This window comes from Lysobacter sp. K5869, from assembly GCF_018847975.1.
Classification (GTDB): Bacteria; Pseudomonadota; Gammaproteobacteria; order Xanthomonadales; family Xanthomonadaceae; genus Lysobacter.
Genome location: NZ_CP072597.1, coordinates 1,971,071 through 1,985,186, shown reverse-complemented (window position 1 = coordinate 1,985,186; position 14,116 = coordinate 1,971,071). Strand labels below are relative to the sequence as shown.

Below are 14,116 nucleotides of genomic sequence, written 5' to 3'. Positions count from 1 at the left end.
CCGGCGCGAACGTGGTGGCCGGCGCGCTCGGCGGCCTAAGATGGCGGCCATGAAACTCGACCGCTTCGACCGCCGGCTGCTCAACCTCGTGCAAGACGACGCCGGCCAGACCGCCGAGCGCCTCGCCGAGCAGATCGCGCTGTCGCCCTCGGCGATCCAGCGCCGGCTGCGCAAGCTGCGCGAGGCGGGGGTGATCCAGCGTCATGCCGCCGTGCTCGATCCCAAGCGCGTCGGCAAGCCGACGTTCTTTCTGGTCTCGCTGCAGGTCGAGCGCGAGCGGCCGGAACTGCTGACCCAACTGCGCCAGTGGCTCGCGTCGTGCGAGCAAGTGCAGCAAGCGTTCTACGTCACCGGCGAAGCCGATTTCGTGCTGGTGGTGACCGCGCCGGACACCGAGGCGTTCGATGCGCTGATGCTGCGATTGGTGGCGGAGAACCCGAACGTGCGCCGCTTCACCACCAATGTCGCGCTGAGTCTGGTCAAGCGCGGCTTGGCGATTCCGGTGTCAGAGGAAGAAGAAGCCGACTGACGCGACCTTGCGTTCGAGCCGCGTCGCCGCATCGCAAGCGACAAGGCCCGCCCTCCCGCGTCATCGCGCGCCTTGCTTCTGCGCCAGGCACTCGATCAGGAACTCGACGGTCGCGCGCACGCCCGGCAACTGGCCGCGCCGATGCGGCATCACCAGACTCGTCGTCACCGTGCCGGCGTCCCAGTGCGGCAGCACGCGCCGCAATCGCCCGGACTCGGTCTCGGCGCGGCTCAAACCTTCCGGCAGCACCGCGATGCCCAGTCCGGCGACCGCGGCCGACACCAGCACCCGCCCTTCGTTGGCGACCATGCGCGGCCGCGGCGACACTACCGCGCTGGCGCCATCCGCGCCGCGCAAAGTCCACGCGCCGTTCGCCGGCCCGGTCAGCAGACCGTCGTGTTCGGCCAACGCTTGCGGCGACGAAGGCTCGCCGCGCGCCGCCAGATACGCCGGCGCCGCCAGCAACACGATGCGTTCGACCGCGGCCTGCCGCTGGATCAAGCCCGAATCCGGCAGCGGCGCGAAATGGCTGCGCACGCCGATGTCGTAACCCTCCTGGACCAGATCGACGAAGCGGTCGCTGACGTCGACTTCGACCTGCAGGCGCGGATACGCGCGCGCCAGCGCCGGCAGGTGCGGCGCCAGATACTCCTGCGCGGTCGGCACGCCGCAGGTGATGCGCACCCGCCCGCTCGGCTCGGCGACGCGGCTGCGCACCGCGTTCTCGGCCGCCTCGGTTTCGATCAGCGCCGCGCGCGCGTGCTCGTGGAAATCGCGGCCGGTGTCGGTCAGCACGAAGCTGCGCGAGGTGCGGTGGATCAGGCGCACGCCCAACTCGTCCTCCAGCGCGGCCACGCGCTTGCTGATGGTCGACTTGGGCACGCCGAGCCGGCGCGAGGCCGCGGCGAAGCCGCCGCTCTCGACCGCGGTGGCGAACAGGACCAGATCGTTGAGGTTCAACATGGCCGGAAAGTACACATATGTGGACTTTGAGTCCACTTTCCGCCGACTACACGGCCAAAGTCCACACACCTAGAGTGGTCACACCCGCCGCGAACGACGCGGCCCACTCGAACCAAAGGAACCCTCCATGTCCCCGATCCTCTATTACGGCGTCCCCTCCGGCTGCTCGTTCGGCTCCATCGTCGCCCTGGAATGGTCCGGCCAGCCCTACCGGCTGGCGCGCGTGAACATGCCCGAAGACATGCAGACCGACCTCTACGCCGCGATCAACCCGGTGCGCGAGACCCCGGCGCTGGCCACCGCGCGCGGCGACTATCTCGCCGAGAGCCTCGCCATCCTCAACCACATCGGCGCCACCCCGGGCGCGCTGGCCGCCGGCATCTCGTTCCAGCAGGGCACGCCGGAGTTCGACGAACTCAACCGCATGCTCGCCTTCCTCAACACCACGTTCTTCGGCTCGTTCTCGTCGCTGTGGTGGATCCTGGAGCACGAGTCGGACGAGGACACCCAGCGCGTGCTGACCGAGTACGGCCGCATCCGCGTGGTCCGCGCGCACCAGGAGCTCGAGCGCATGCTCGGCGACAAGCCCTGGCTGCTCGGCGAACGCCGCACCCTCGCCGACGCCTACTTCATCGGCATCGCGCGCTGGACCAAGTACCACAACGTGGTCGACCGCCGCGATTACCCGAACCTGCAGCGCCTGTTCGACAAGCTCGAAGCCGAACCGGCGGTGGCCTTCGCCCACGCCATCGAGCAGCAGCGCCCGGCGACCAGCGTCGGCCGCTTCGAAGGCGAAGTGAGCATCGCCGAATCGGTGGCGCTCAAACGCGCGGCCTGATCGCGACGGCGCCGAAACGAAAAATCCCCCGATGCCGCGAGGCGTCGGGGGACTCGTTCGCAAGTCGCCGCGATGAAGCGCGGACCGTCAGCCCTGCGCTTCCAACGCCGCCTCGGCGCGAACCAGCGGCCGGCGCTTGCGCGGACGGCTCGGGAAGGCATGGCGCACGATCCGCCAGCTGACTTCGGCGAACTGCCCCGGCAGCGAGCCGGTGTCGTAATGCTGGCCGTAGCGCGCGCAGATCTCGCGCACCTCCACCGCCATCGACGCATAGCGCCAGGCCGGGATGTCGGGATAGAAGTGGTGCTCGATCTGGTGGCTCAGGTTGCCGGTCATCAGGTCCATGACCTTGCCGCCGGTCAGGTTGGCCGAGCCGCGCAGCTGGCGCAGGTACCAATGTCCGCGCGATTCGTTGCGCACCGATTCCTTCGGGAACACTTCCACGTCGTGGGTGAAGTGGCCGCAGAAGATCACCACGTAGGTCCACACGTTGCGGATGCCGTTGGCGACCATGTTGCCGAGCAGCACCGGCAGGAAGAACGGGCCGGCCAGCGCCGGGAACAGCAGGTAATCCTTGAACAGCTGCTTGCCCATCTTGCGGCCGACCGGAACGAACTTGCGCCACATCGCCCGGTGCGTGGTCTTGCCGGCGAGCCAGCGGCCCACGCGCAGTTCCTGAATCGCCACGCCCCACTGGAACAGCAGCGCGAAGATCACCGCGATCGGCGGCTGCAACAGATAGAACGGGCGCCAGCGCTGCTCGGGAAAGATCCGCAGCAGGCCGTAGCCGATGTCGTCGTCCATGCCGCGCACGTTGGTCCAGGTGTGGTGCTGGAAGTTGTGCGTCTTGCGCCAATTGTCGCCGGTGGCGACGATGTCCCATTCGTAGGTGCGGCCGTCCAGATGCGGATCGCGCATCCAGTCGTACTGGCCGTGCATGACGTTGTGGCCGACTTCCATGTTCTCCATGATCTTCGACGCCGCCAGCAGCAGCGCGCCGAGCACGCACGCCGGCCACAGCAGCCACGACACGAACGCGCCGCCGATGGCGCCGACGTACAGCAGCAAGCGTCCGGCCAATCCGGTGTAGCGCACCGCCGCGACCACGCGGCGGATGTAGTCGGCGTCGACCTTGCCCACCTGGGCCAGGGTGCGCGCGCGCAGCGCGTCGAGTTCTTCGCCGAAGCGGTCGAGTTCCTGCGCGCTCAGCGCGCGGTTGCGTTGCTTGCTCATGCGGGAAGGTTCAAAGGTCGAGGGTGAGATCGCCGGCCGGCGCGTTCACGCACAGCCGCAGCGCGGACACCGGTTCGCCGTGCAGCGCGCCGGTGTGCAGATGACGGGTGGCGCCGGCGGACTTGCCGCAGGCGCAGGTGTTGCACAGGCCCATGCGGCAGCCCGAAGGCAACTTGAGCCCTTGCGCTTCCAGCGCGGTCAACAGCGATTCGCCGCGCGGCAATTGGAAGCGGCGGCCGCTGCGCGCGAGCACGACTTCGGCGTGGCCGTCCTCGCCGCTTTCGCGCGGCGGCGGCGTGAAGGCTTCGCTGGCGAACGAACGCGCGCCGGTTTCGGCGCAGGCGCGCGCGCTGTCGACGAAACCGCCGGGGCCGCAGGCGAACACCGCGCGTTCGCGCAGATCGCCGGCGTGGCGCGCGAGCAGCGCGGCATCGATGCGGCCGGCGTCTTCGTCGTCGGCGCGCGGCTCTTGCCGGGTCAGCAGGAAACGCACCTGAAAGTTCGCATGCGCGGACGCCAACGCGCGCAGCTCTTCGACGAAGCACAGTTCTTCGCGGCGGCGCGCCCAGTACAACAGCGTCAACGGCGCCGGCATGCCCTGCGCCGCTTGCGCGCGCACCATCGCCATCAGCGGGGTGATGCCGCTGCCTGCGGCGAGGAACAAGCGCGCGCCGTCGGCGCGCTCGGGCAAGGTCATCTCGCCGAACGCGGGGCCGAGTTCGAGCACGTCGCCGATCCGCGCGTTGTCGCGCAGGTGGCCGCTGAGCTTGCCGCCCTCGATCGCCTTGACCGTGATTTCGATCCGGCCGTCGCCGCGCGCGGCGTCGGACAGGCTGTAGCTGCGGGTCACCAGGACCCCGTCGATGCGCGCGCCGATCAGCAGGTGCTGACCGGCGACCGCCCCGCGCCAGTGCCGGTTCGGCGCCAGCAACAGGGTGACCGCGTCGGCCGAGGCCTCGGCGCGGCCGACGATGCGCGCCAGCGAGCGCTCCCACGACCAGGTCGGATGCAGCCGGGAAGCCCAAAAATCAAAGACTTGCGGCGAAACGAAGGGCGAAACCAAGCGGCGCAGGCGACTGCGCGGACTGGCGGCGGCGGGGAGGACGGCAGCGTTCATGGGGGGCACTATACAGATATCCGCACAGTTGTGTGCACAACCGTATATTAATTCAGCAACGGGAGTATCATGTGCGCTGCCCGTCCACGCGCCGCCGCCCCGTGAGCCAACGCCTCTCCTCCGACATCGACGTCGACAGCCACCCGGGCCGCAAGGCGACGATCGCGCGCGAGGACATCATCTACGCGGCGCTGAAACTGGTCGGCCCGCACCGCAGCGTGTCCTCGCTGAGCCTGCGCGAGGTCGCGCGCGAAGCCGGCATCGCGCCGAACAGCTTCTACCGCCAGTTCCGCGACACCGACGAACTGGCCGTGGCCCTGATCGACCTGGCCGGGCAATCGCTGCGCAAGATCGTCGGCGAGGCCCGCCACCGGCTGACCACGCGGCGCAGCATCGTGCGCAGTTCCATCGAGGCTTTCATGGAACAGTTGCGCGCCGATGACCGCCTCTTGCACGTGCTGTTGCGCGAAGGCACGGTCGGCTCGGACGCGTTCAAGCGCGCGGTCGACCGCGAGCTGTCGTTCTTCGAGGAAGAACTGCGCGTGGACTTGATCCGGCTGGCCGCGCTGGACGACGTCGAACTGTACGAGCCCGCGCTGGTCGCGCGCTCGATCACCCGTTTGGTGTTCGCGATGGGCGCCACCGCGATGGACATGCCGCGCGAGAAGGATCCCGAGCTGATCGAGCAGATGAGCTCGATGGTGCGGATGATCCTCGCGGGGTCGGGAGCGATGGCGGAGCGGGCCAAGGCGGCGCGCAGGCGCGCGGCGAAGTCGCGCTGATTCCGCTCGGGCGCGATCACGACACCCAGCGTTTCTCCAGCACGTCCACCGCCGCCTGCGTCACTCGCACGCGCCAACCGTCGCCGTCCAACGGGCCGCGGACCGTATCCACGCAATAGAACGGCGCATGCGGAAACGCGGCGAAGTTCGACATGCCGATCTCGTAAAGGGTCTGCGCATCGCGCGGCTTCAGGTGATCGCAGAAGAGTTTGAACGACAGGGCCGGGCGCAGCTCGATCCCATCCCAATCCATCCACCACGCGCGCAGCAACGGCTGCGAGAGTGCGGATCCCCCTTCCGCGTCGGCGGCGATGGGTTCGTGCTGCGACACCCACACGCCGCGGCGCAATTGCCCGGGCGAACAGCGGCGCCATTCGCCGTGCAGGAACTCAAGCAAGCGCGCGGCGTCGCCTTGGTTCGCGATGGCGCTCATCTTCATCCCCTGCCCGGCTCATGCATCGCCGAGTACTTAAGAATCCGCTTCAACACGACCTGCGGATCGATCGCCGCGCCCGACAGAGTGACGTTCAGCGCGCCGAACCCGAAGCGTTGGCTGAACCCGACCAGCCGCTGTCGACGCGGCGACAGCTTGGCCAGCCAGTGCTCGGGATTGCGCAATCGCAGGCAAACGAAAGGATGGCCGCGCACCGAATGCAACTGCGCATCGACGATGTCGCGCCAAGGAATCACGCCGATGCCCAGAGCGCGGTCGTACAACCCCTCGTCGTCGCAGATCAGCCGCGGCCGGCGGTCGATCAACTGGAACGCAAACAACACCGCGCCCCCGCCGAAGAACACGATCGAAGCGCCGCCGATCAGAAAAGCCACCAGGCCGGGCGCGCGCAGCACGATCAGCGCGCCGATCGCCACGAACGCCGAACAGATCAGCAGCAGCCACGCGTACTTGCCGCGCGAGTTCGCGATCACCAGCCGATCCGTCTGCATCTCTTTCCTTCTGCGCCGAAACCCGCGGCCGCGCCGCGTCCCGGGACTTTAGTCGCTTCGGCGCCGCAGCCGCCAATACTTAGCCGATGAGGAAAGAGTTCTTGCAATCGCCTCCAGGGCATGCCAATACTTAGCCATCAAGGAAACTTTAACCCGCCCCGCGAGCCCGCCATGTCCCTGCACCTGTACTCGCACCCCTTGGCCTCGTTCTGCCACAAGGTGCTGATCGCGCTGTACGAAAACGGCACGCCCTTCCAAGACCATCTGGTCGATCTCGGCGACCCCGACCGCAAGGCCGATTTCCTCGAACTGTGGCCGGTCGGCAAGATGCCGGTGCTGCGCGACGAAGCGCGCGGGCGCACGGTGCCGGAGACCTCGATCATCGTCGAGTATCTGCAACAGCACTACCCCGGCCCGCGCGCGCTGCTGCCGGCCGACGCGGACGCGCGCCTGGACGTGCGCCTGTGGGACCGCTTCTTCGATCTGTACGTGCAAACGCCGATGCAGCGCATCGTGCTCGAAGAACTGCGCGGCCCGGACGAGAAAGACCCGCGCGGCGTCGCCGACGCGCGCGCCACGCTGACGCTCGCCTACGGCATGATCGAGCGCCAGGCCGAACGCGAGTGGATCTGCGGCGACGACTTCACCCTGGCCGACTGCGCGGCCGCGCCGGCGCTGTTCTACGCCGCCATCGTCGCGCCGGTCGCGCGGGAACATGCGCGTTTGCGGAGCTATTACGAACGCTTGATGGACCGCGCCTCGGTGCGCCGCACCCTGGCCGAAGCGCGGCCGTACTTCCCGATGTTCCCGTTCCACCGCCTGATCCCCGCGCGCTTCCTGCAGGACTGACGCCATGCCGCCCCGCACCGCCCGCCGCGGCGCCGACGATCCCGCACGCCTGGACCGCTTGTTCCAGGCGCTCGCCGACGCCAGCCGCCGCAGCATGATCGACCGCCTCAGCGCCGGCCCCGCGTCGGTGTCGGAGCTGGCGCAACCGTTAGCGATGGCGCTGCCGTCGGTGGTCAAACACCTCGCCGTGCTCGAATCCGGCGGGATCGTGCTGTCGGAAAAACGCGGACGCGTACGCACCTACCGCATCGCGCCCGACGCGCTGGCCGCGGTGGAAACATGGCTGGCGCAACGCAAGGCCCGCTACCAATCGCAGTTCGACGCGCTCGAACGCTATCTGGCGGCGCAACCCGACGACGAGGACGAGGCATGAACGAGCGCAGCGTGCAGCACGGCGAATTCACCATCGAACGCCGCTTCGCGGCCAGCCCGCGCAAACTGTTCCGCGCCTGGGCCGATCCGCAGGCCAAGCGCGCCTGGAGTACGTGCCAGGAGGGCATGGAGGTGATCGAACACCGGCTGGACTTCCGCCGCGGCGGCGAGGAAGTCATCGTCAATCGCGGTCCGAGCGGATCGATCCATCGTTTTCACGGGCATTACTTCGACATCGTCGAGAACCAGCGCATCGTCTACGGCTTCTCGATGGACGTCGGCGACGAACGGCTGACGGCGTCGCTGGCGACGGTGCAATTCCTCGCCGATGGCGACGGGGCGCGAATGGTGTTCACCGAGCAATTGGTGTTTTTCGATGGGTTGCAGAGCCTGGAGGACCGGCGCGAGGGGACGCAGGTTTTGTTCGAGAACATTTCGCTGTATCTGCACGAAGCGTCGAGGCAGTAATCCGCGAAAGACTGCCAAGCCGCGGCCTTTCGCCTTCTGGCCTGCCATCGACCACGCAATCCGACTGTAGGAGCTGCGCAAGCTGCGACCGCGGGGTAGCCGATTGCGCCGCAAGCGCGATGTCGCGGTCGCAGCTCGCGCAGCTCCTACAGTCGGATTCCCGGCATCTTCGTAGGCCGAAGCAAAACTGCACCGCGAACCGCCGCCGTTCACAGGGAGAACGGCGGCGGCCGCGGCGCGGCGATGAACATACCCAGCGGCTTAAACCTTGCCGTCCAAATCCTACGGCTCAGCGAACCCGGGCCATGCCGCGCCAGGTGTTGCCGCCACCGCTCATCACATTGTCCGGCCAACCCCACCAAGCGTTGAAGTTGAACCAGTCTTCATCGTCCTGATGCACCCAACCAGTGGCGAGCGCCCAGGGCTTAGGGAACGCGGAAGGCGCATGCACGCCGTAAGCGAAGCCCAGGTTCGGGAAGCTGGACATGTAGCCCAGCCACGACGGCGCCGCGCCGTCGAAGTGGCAGTAGTGGGTGATCGTGGTTGGCAGCGGGCCATTGAAGGGCAGCGGCGCGGGCGGGAACAGCCAGCCTTGGCTGCTGGGGAAGATCGTAAGTGGCCCGGAATTGCTGTTCTGATTGTTCCAGTTCTCGTTGTTCTGACGCCGAATGACGGTGCGTGCGCCCGACGGACAAAACACGCCCAGTTTCAGAACTGAGTAGTCGTAAGCGTTGCCGCCATTCGGCAGAGGCCGAAACGACAGCGAGCGGCTGTCGTCGATACGGCAGTAACGCCACGTGGTGTTGTTGTTGGAGGTGGTTGCGCCGATCCAGCCACCGCGTGAGTTCGCGTTGCGGCGGTCTTCGTCGTCGTGATAGAGCCACGTCGTCGGATACTGGGACGGGCAGCTGCGGTCCGGAATCACGCCGACCGAGAACAGGCGCAGGTTCAGCCAGTTCCACCAAACGAACGAAACCGCCTTGCCCGCGGTGTTCGCGGAGACCTTCTGCGCTGGCGAGTACGCGACGAATCGATCGACTCCGTCCTGGCTCTCGACCACGCACGCGCCCTCGAAACCCAGCGACCGGCAGTACAGCAGAGCGTAGGTTTCGCCTTCTTCGTTCAGGAACTTCTCCGGGTCGACCTGAGCACTGTCGGGGTAGCGCTTTTCCAGCTCCAGGGTGTATTCAACGAACATCTTTTGCGCTTCCGACATCGGGATCAATTTCGCGGCGAAGTCGCGCTCTTCCTGCGGCGTCTCCTCCTGCGAATCCTCCGCCCACGCCGCCTGCGAGAACGCAGCGGCCAGCGCGCACAGCGCCAGCGGCAACACACGGGTACGAATGCTCTTGCTCATGTCGATTCCTTCGATGGATGACTACGGCCGGGCCGCTCCTGCGGACCGAACTGCTGAACCGGATGAACCGCTGCGCGACGGCACGGCCAACCAGCGCCCTCCACGCTAGGCAAGGCCGCGCGCCGCGGCGAGGAACATTGCGGGAACGATTCGGGGCGAAACGGGAAGCGCGTTCATGCGCCGGCGCCGAAACTGCGAAGGCCATCGCGAACCGCCGCGCACGCTCGTGCGCACGCGTGCGACGCGCGCAACCACGATGCCGGTCGCGCTTCTGCGATGCGCTTCCCAGTCAGTCATGCGACTGCAATCAAGCCGCACGACAGTGGCCGCTCCCCCGTACCATCGACGAGCCCCGCTCCCATGCGCGCCACCACGCATCGCTACGCCCTGCCCGCTTACACCGTCCTGGGCGCCGCCCTGTGCACGGTCCTGATCGCCCTGCCGGCCCTCGCCGCGCCCAAGCAAGCCGCGCGCAAGGCGCCGCCGCGCGAGGAAAACGCACAGCGCTGGTTCGAGGAAGGCGCCGAAACCGCGCGCAAGGGCGCCAACCTGCGCCCGCTGCCGTTCAAGGCCAAAAACGTGATCCTGTTCGTCGGCGACGGCATGGGCATCTCGACCATCGCCGCCGCGCGCATCCGCGAAGGCCAGCTCAAGGGCGGCAGCGGCGAAGAGAACTCGCTCTCGTTCGAGAAGCTGCCCTACGTGAGCCTGTCCAAGACCTACTCGGTCGACGGCCAGACCCCGGACTCGGCACCGACCATGACCGCGATGGTCACCGGCATCAAGACCAACCAAGGCGTGCTCAGCGTCACCCAGCAGGCCAAGTACGGCAACTGCGCCTCCGCGCGCGGCCAGGGCGTGGTCACCATGCTGGAACTGTCCGAGGCCTTGGGCCTGGCCACCGGCATCGTCAGCACCGCGCGCATCACCCACGCGACTCCGGCGGCGACCTATGCGCATACGCCGAACCGCGATTGGGAAAGCGACGCCGAACTCAGCGACGAAGCGCGCCTCAACGGCTGCAAGGACATCGCCCGCCAGCTGATCGAATTCCCCTACGGCGACGGCCTGGAAGTCGCGCTCGGCGGCGGCCGCAGCTACTTCCTGCCCAACACCGTGGCCGATCCGGAAGACGCCGGCGCCAAGGGCCGGCGCAAGGACGGCCGCAACCTGCCGTACGAATGGACCGGCCGTCCGGGCTCGGCCTACGTGTGGAACAAGGCCCAGTTCGACGCGATCGACCCTCGCCACACCCGCCACCTGCTCGGCCTGTTCGAGCGCTCGCACATGGAATACGAGCAAGACCGCCCGAACGACACCGGCAAGGAACCGAGCCTGTCGGACATGACCTCCAAGGCCATCGACGTGCTCGCCAACAGCAGCCGCAAGGGCTATTTCCTGATGGTCGAAGGCGGCCGCGTCGATCACGCCCACCACGCCGGCAACGCCAGCCGCGCGCTGACCGACGCCATCGCCCTGTCCGACGCGGTGCGCACCGCGCTGAAGAAGACCGACGAGCGCGACACGCTGATCATCGTCACCGCCGACCACAGCCACACCTTCACTGTCGCCGGCTATCCCGACCGCGGCAACGACATCCTCGGCAAGGTCGTCACCAACGGCCAGCTCGCCCTGGACAAGAACGGCAAGCCCTACACCACACTCGGCTACGTCAACGGCCCCGGCTACCGCGGCCCGAACGCGCGTCCGGACCTGACCAACGTCGACACCGCGCACCCGGATTACCTGCAGGAAGCCACGATTCCGCTGGGCGACGAAACCCATGCGGCCGAAGACGTCGGCATCTACGCCCGCGGCCCCGGCGCTCACGCGTTCCAGGGCGTGGTCGAGCAGAACACGATCTTCCACGTGATGGCGCAATCGCAGCGCAACACCAGCGCCTTCCTGTGCGCCTTGTTCGGCTACTGCGGCAACGGCTGGGCCCACGGCCGCGGCGCGCTCGCCGCGCCGCTGATGGAAGAGGATCTGCGCACCGGCATGGCGCGCAATCAGGCCAAGCTGTGATGCGATTGGGTTTCGGTAGGAAGCGATCCGCCGCCGGTGCGCGGCGGATCGCGGCGGGACGCGGCCTCGCGCTCGCTTTGTGTTTCGTCCTCGCCGGCCCCGCGTGGGCCGGTGAGGAGGCGGCGGCCGCTTCGGCGACGAGCGCCGCCGCCACCGACGCGCAAGTCGTGGTCGCGCACTACAGCGTGCGCGACGCGCAAGGCGAGCGCAGCCTCGTGCTGGTGCGCGGCGCCGACCGCATCGAATACCGCCAGCAAGGCGAACCGGTGGAACTGTGGCGGCAGACGCCCGACGGCATCAGCCGGCTGGAACTGTTCGCCGCGGAAAAACGCAGCGTGGCCTGGGCGCCGGGCGACCTGCGCACCGTCGGCCGCATGCCGCAGTGGGAGCAACTCGCCAGCCCGATCAACCCGCAGTTGCGCGACAAGCTCAAGCGCGACGGCACGGCCAAGCCGCTGGGTTTGAGCGCGGAGCGTTATCGCGGCGAAAGCGCGGAAGGCCGCGCGATCGCGCTGGACTGGCTGGCCGGCGAAGGCTTGCCGGCGTACTACCGCACCGGCCCGGCCAAGCCGAAGGCCGGCGACGCGGGCTTCTACGAACTCAAGCTGGTCAAGCTCGAACGCGTTCCCGCCGCCGAGGCCTTCACCGCCACCGACGGCTATCGCGAGACGGATTACACCGATCTGGGCGATATGGAGCTCGATCCGTTCGCGGCGAATTACCTCAAGCGCAACGGTCACGCGCACGAGCACTGAGCGAAACCGCCGCTTCTCCGTGTAGGAGCGGCGTAAGCCGCGACCGCGAAAATCGTTATCCGGCGCCGGCTAAGAAATCGAAGCGATCCTGCAGCAGCGGCAGGTTGGTCGCCCGTCCGGATGTCTTCGGCGTATGCGGTGGCCGCGTCGCGGCTTGCGCCGCTCCTACAGTCGGGCTTCGGGCTTTCCGCGGTACGGGGAGAGTCGCAGCGTTGGCCCGGGCCGCCGCTAGGCGGCTTCGGTTTCCTTCGCCGCTTCCGCCCGCGCCAGCAACGCCATCCCACGCCGCCCCGGCGCCATGACCATGCCCGTGGTCACCAGCAAGAAGCGCTCCAACTCCAGCGCCACGCAACTCGCCACGCAGAACGCGTCGCCCTCGCGGTGGTTGATTGCGTAACGCACCTGGATCCCGCTCTCGCCCAAGCGCGCCAGCAACTCGCGCAACAGCGCCGCCGGCGCCTGCCGCTCGCGCGGCGCATGCTCCCAGCGCCGCCTCTGCATGCGCTCGAAATCGACCTGAAAATAAGCGCAATCGCGCAGCTTCGGATACTCGGCCAAAGCCTCCAGCGTCTGCCGGCTGTACGCGCTCACTGTCTCCAAACGCCGGCCGATCAGCACCGTCTGCACCAACTCGGTCAATGCGCGGATCGCCGCGTGCCCGGCGTACAGCGACGCGCCGTAGCCGCCGGGACACACCGCTTCGCCGGCCTCGATCCCGTCGGTGGTGGCGATGAACGCCGGAATCCCCAAATCGCTGGTCGCCTCGATCAACCGGATCTCGCGCCCGAGCTGGCGCTGCGCCGCCGCATGCGTGCGCGCGACCTCCTCCGGCAACGACCCCGGCTCGATCCACGCGCCGAACGAGGCCGGATCGCCGAGAAAATGCGCGGCTAGAAACAGCGACCACGAATCGCGCTCGACCAGTTCGCCGATCGCGTGCACCGCCGCTTCCTCGACGCTGGCGCCGATCGCCACGCCGCTGTTGGAGCCGTAGCGGATCACGCTGGAATAATCGAAATCGTCGCCCGGCAGCAAGGCGTTCACCGCCGACGGGCAAATCAGGAACAGCGGCACCGCCAGCGAATCGCTGTCGTCGTCGGCGAAGAACGGCCGATAGCGCCGGCAACTCAACTGCCGCCCGCTCTGCCGCCCGAACTCGGCCGCGAACGGCAACGCGCCGTAGCGCGGATCGGCGGACAACGCCGCCGCCGGCACCAACTCGAGACGCTCGTGCGGCGACTGCGCGTTGGCGTACACGTGCTCGACCGCCTCGTACAGCGCGCCGATGCGCGCGGCCTCGCGCTCGCCCTTGCCGTAGCCGTTGGCGAACACCTCGCCGTCGGCGTCGAGCAGCCAACACATCGCCGCCTGCAAGCGCTCGCCGGTATCCTCGATGCGCGCGCTCCAGCCGGCGCGCGCCAGAAACAACTCGATGGCACGCCCGGCCTGAGCCAGCGTGCGTTCGCGTTCCAACGGAATCATGCCGCGCTCCTTGCGCGTAGCCCCCCAACGAAGCGGCGCGGCCGTGAGCCGCGCCGCCGCGCGCGCCGCCGGCTTACTTCGCCAGCAGTTCCAAGATCGCCTTCTCTTCCGGCGTCGGCGCCGGGGTCTGGTTCTGGCTGACCTGCTGCTGGGCGGCCGGAATCAGGTAGATGGGGTTCTTGTAGATCGAAGTATTGATGCTCTTCTTCATGACGTCCTCTTGTCGTGTCGATGGAACGGCGAACGGCTCCGCAGCGCCGCCGGACGGATCGAGTCTTCGCGCGCCGTCCCCGCGACCTGCGCGTCAGCTATACGGCCGCCGCTGGGCCGGTTCAATCGGCGCTCGTCGCTACGTCCGCTAAATACGCGAACGTCTCAGCAAATATGCGTCGTGTAATGAT

16 protein-coding genes are annotated in these 14,116 nt (G+C 68.0%); 8 read left to right on the top strand and 8 right to left on the bottom strand.

Annotation, left to right across the window (positions count from 1 at the left end; genetic code table 11):
* Positions 1 to 49: 49 nt before the first annotated feature.
* On the top strand, positions 50 to 529 hold the full coding sequence (locus J5226_RS08485) for an Lrp/AsnC family transcriptional regulator (protein ID WP_215839488.1): 480 nt from the start codon (positions 50 to 52) through the stop codon (positions 527 to 529).
* Positions 530 to 589: 60 nt separating this feature from the next.
* On the opposite strand, the gene J5226_RS08480 is transcribed toward J5226_RS08485, so the two are convergent.
* Complete coding sequence (locus J5226_RS08480; protein WP_215839487.1) at positions 590 to 1,492, bottom strand: LysR substrate-binding domain-containing protein; 903 nt, start codon at positions 1,490 to 1,492, stop codon at positions 590 to 592.
* A gap of 127 nt (positions 1,493 to 1,619) precedes the next feature.
* On the opposite strand from J5226_RS08480, the gene J5226_RS08475 reads away from it, so the two are divergent.
* Entirely contained in the window at positions 1,620 to 2,330 is a 711-nt protein-coding gene (locus J5226_RS08475; RefSeq protein ID WP_215839486.1) for a glutathione S-transferase family protein, read from the top strand.
* Positions 2,331 to 2,417: 87 nt separating this feature from the next.
* Here the strand turns inward: J5226_RS08475 and J5226_RS08470 are convergent, their stop codons facing one another.
* Together J5226_RS08470 and J5226_RS08465 are read right to left on the bottom strand one after the other, a co-directional pair.
* Positions 2,418 to 3,563, bottom strand: coding sequence for an acyl-CoA desaturase (locus J5226_RS08470; protein WP_215839485.1), 1,146 nt, complete (start codon positions 3,561 to 3,563; stop codon positions 2,418 to 2,420).
* A 10-nt stretch (positions 3,564 to 3,573) separates the two neighbouring features.
* Positions 3,574 to 4,680, bottom strand: a complete 1,107-nt coding sequence (locus J5226_RS08465) for a ferredoxin reductase (protein WP_215839484.1) — start codon at positions 4,678 to 4,680, stop codon at positions 3,574 to 3,576.
* Positions 4,681 to 4,805: 125 nt separating this feature from the next.
* Here J5226_RS08465 and fabR point away from each other — a divergent pair, with 125 nt between their 5' ends.
* Complete coding sequence (gene fabR, locus J5226_RS08460) at positions 4,806 to 5,462, top strand: HTH-type transcriptional repressor FabR (protein WP_215840362.1); 657 nt, start codon at positions 4,806 to 4,808, stop codon at positions 5,460 to 5,462.
* A 16-nt stretch (positions 5,463 to 5,478) separates the two neighbouring features.
* Here the strand turns inward: fabR and J5226_RS08455 are convergent, their stop codons facing one another.
* The gene (locus J5226_RS08455; RefSeq protein ID WP_215839483.1) at positions 5,479 to 5,895 is read right to left on the bottom strand and encodes a hypothetical protein; all 417 of its coding nucleotides are present in this window, start codon (positions 5,893 to 5,895) and stop codon (positions 5,479 to 5,481) included.
* Between the two features lie 2 nt (positions 5,896 to 5,897).
* A complete protein-coding gene (locus J5226_RS08450; RefSeq protein ID WP_215839482.1) occupies positions 5,898 to 6,407 on the bottom strand; it encodes an STM3941 family protein in 510 nt (169 codons plus the stop codon).
* Positions 6,408 to 6,578: 171 nt separating this feature from the next.
* On the opposite strand from J5226_RS08450, the gene J5226_RS08445 reads away from it, so the two are divergent.
* The 3 genes from J5226_RS08445 to J5226_RS08435 are packed head-to-tail and all read left to right on the top strand — an operon-like array spanning position 6,579 to position 8,096.
* Positions 6,579 to 7,256, top strand: a complete 678-nt coding sequence (locus J5226_RS08445; protein WP_215839481.1) for a glutathione S-transferase family protein — start codon at positions 6,579 to 6,581, stop codon at positions 7,254 to 7,256.
* 4 nt (positions 7,257 to 7,260) lie between these two features.
* Positions 7,261 to 7,629, top strand: coding sequence for a metalloregulator ArsR/SmtB family transcription factor (locus tag J5226_RS08440; RefSeq protein WP_215839480.1), 369 nt, complete (start codon positions 7,261 to 7,263; stop codon positions 7,627 to 7,629).
* Positions 7,626 to 8,096 (top strand): SRPBCC family protein, encoded by a 471-nt coding sequence (locus J5226_RS08435; protein WP_215839479.1) that lies wholly within the window; start codon positions 7,626 to 7,628, stop codon positions 8,094 to 8,096. The genes J5226_RS08440 and J5226_RS08435 overlap by 4 nt, the downstream gene beginning before the upstream one ends.
* Before the next feature lie 289 nt (positions 8,097 to 8,385).
* Here the strand turns inward: J5226_RS08435 and J5226_RS08430 are convergent, their stop codons facing one another.
* Entirely contained in the window at positions 8,386 to 9,453 is a 1,068-nt protein-coding gene (locus J5226_RS08430) for a hypothetical protein (protein ID WP_215839478.1), read from the bottom strand.
* A gap of 360 nt (positions 9,454 to 9,813) precedes the next feature.
* On the opposite strand from J5226_RS08430, the gene J5226_RS08425 reads away from it, so the two are divergent.
* Together J5226_RS08425 and J5226_RS08420 are read left to right on the top strand one after the other, a co-directional pair.
* Positions 9,814 to 11,478, top strand: a complete 1,665-nt coding sequence (locus J5226_RS08425; protein ID WP_215839477.1) for an alkaline phosphatase — start codon at positions 9,814 to 9,816, stop codon at positions 11,476 to 11,478.
* A gap of 77 nt (positions 11,479 to 11,555) precedes the next feature.
* On the top strand, positions 11,556 to 12,233 hold the full coding sequence (locus tag J5226_RS08420; RefSeq protein WP_215839476.1) for a hypothetical protein: 678 nt from the start codon (positions 11,556 to 11,558) through the stop codon (positions 12,231 to 12,233).
* Positions 12,234 to 12,461: 228 nt separating this feature from the next.
* Here J5226_RS08420 and J5226_RS08415 read toward each other — a convergent pair whose 3' ends face one another.
* Both J5226_RS08415 and J5226_RS08410 read right to left on the bottom strand, forming a co-directional pair.
* Positions 12,462 to 13,715 carry a YcaO-like family protein gene (locus J5226_RS08415; protein WP_215839475.1) on the bottom strand — a complete coding sequence of 418 codons (1,254 nt, stop codon included), beginning with the start codon at positions 13,713 to 13,715 and terminating at the stop codon, positions 12,462 to 12,464.
* A 73-nt stretch (positions 13,716 to 13,788) separates the two neighbouring features.
* A complete protein-coding gene (locus tag J5226_RS08410) occupies positions 13,789 to 13,926 on the bottom strand; it encodes a hypothetical protein (RefSeq protein WP_215839474.1) in 138 nt (45 codons plus the stop codon).
* Positions 13,927 to 14,116 lie beyond the last annotated feature (190 nt).

What these genes read in the sequence shown, in the direction of transcription:
- J5226_RS08480 (WP_215839487.1), bottom strand. Translation starts at nt 1,492, where the DNA reads ATGTTGAACCTCAACGATCTGGTCCTGTTCGCCACCGCGGTCGAGAGC.
- J5226_RS08470 (WP_215839485.1), bottom strand. Translation starts at nt 3,563, where the DNA reads ATGAGCAAGCAACGCAACCGCGCGCTGAGCGCGCAGGAACTCGACCGC.
- J5226_RS08425 (WP_215839477.1), top strand. Translation starts at nt 9,814, where the DNA reads ATGCGCGCCACCACGCATCGCTACGCCCTGCCCGCTTACACCGTCCTG.
- J5226_RS08445 (WP_215839481.1), top strand. Translation starts at nt 6,579, where the DNA reads ATGTCCCTGCACCTGTACTCGCACCCCTTGGCCTCGTTCTGCCACAAG.
- J5226_RS08455 (WP_215839483.1), bottom strand. Translation starts at nt 5,895, where the DNA reads ATGAGCGCCATCGCGAACCAAGGCGACGCCGCGCGCTTGCTTGAGTTC.
- J5226_RS08450 (WP_215839482.1), bottom strand. Translation starts at nt 6,407, where the DNA reads ATGCAGACGGATCGGCTGGTGATCGCGAACTCGCGCGGCAAGTACGCG.
- J5226_RS08430 (WP_215839478.1), bottom strand. Translation starts at nt 9,453, where the DNA reads ATGAGCAAGAGCATTCGTACCCGTGTGTTGCCGCTGGCGCTGTGCGCG.
- J5226_RS08475 (WP_215839486.1), top strand. Translation starts at nt 1,620, where the DNA reads ATGTCCCCGATCCTCTATTACGGCGTCCCCTCCGGCTGCTCGTTCGGC.
- J5226_RS08440 (WP_215839480.1), top strand. Translation starts at nt 7,261, where the DNA reads ATGCCGCCCCGCACCGCCCGCCGCGGCGCCGACGATCCCGCACGCCTG.
- J5226_RS08410 (WP_215839474.1), bottom strand. Translation starts at nt 13,926, where the DNA reads ATGAAGAAGAGCATCAATACTTCGATCTACAAGAACCCCATCTACCTG.
- J5226_RS08435 (WP_215839479.1), top strand. Translation starts at nt 7,626, where the DNA reads ATGAACGAGCGCAGCGTGCAGCACGGCGAATTCACCATCGAACGCCGC.
- J5226_RS08465 (WP_215839484.1), bottom strand. Translation starts at nt 4,680, where the DNA reads ATGAACGCTGCCGTCCTCCCCGCCGCCGCCAGTCCGCGCAGTCGCCTG.
- J5226_RS08415 (WP_215839475.1), bottom strand. Translation starts at nt 13,715, where the DNA reads ATGATTCCGTTGGAACGCGAACGCACGCTGGCTCAGGCCGGGCGTGCC.
- J5226_RS08485 (WP_215839488.1), top strand. Translation starts at nt 50, where the DNA reads ATGAAACTCGACCGCTTCGACCGCCGGCTGCTCAACCTCGTGCAAGAC.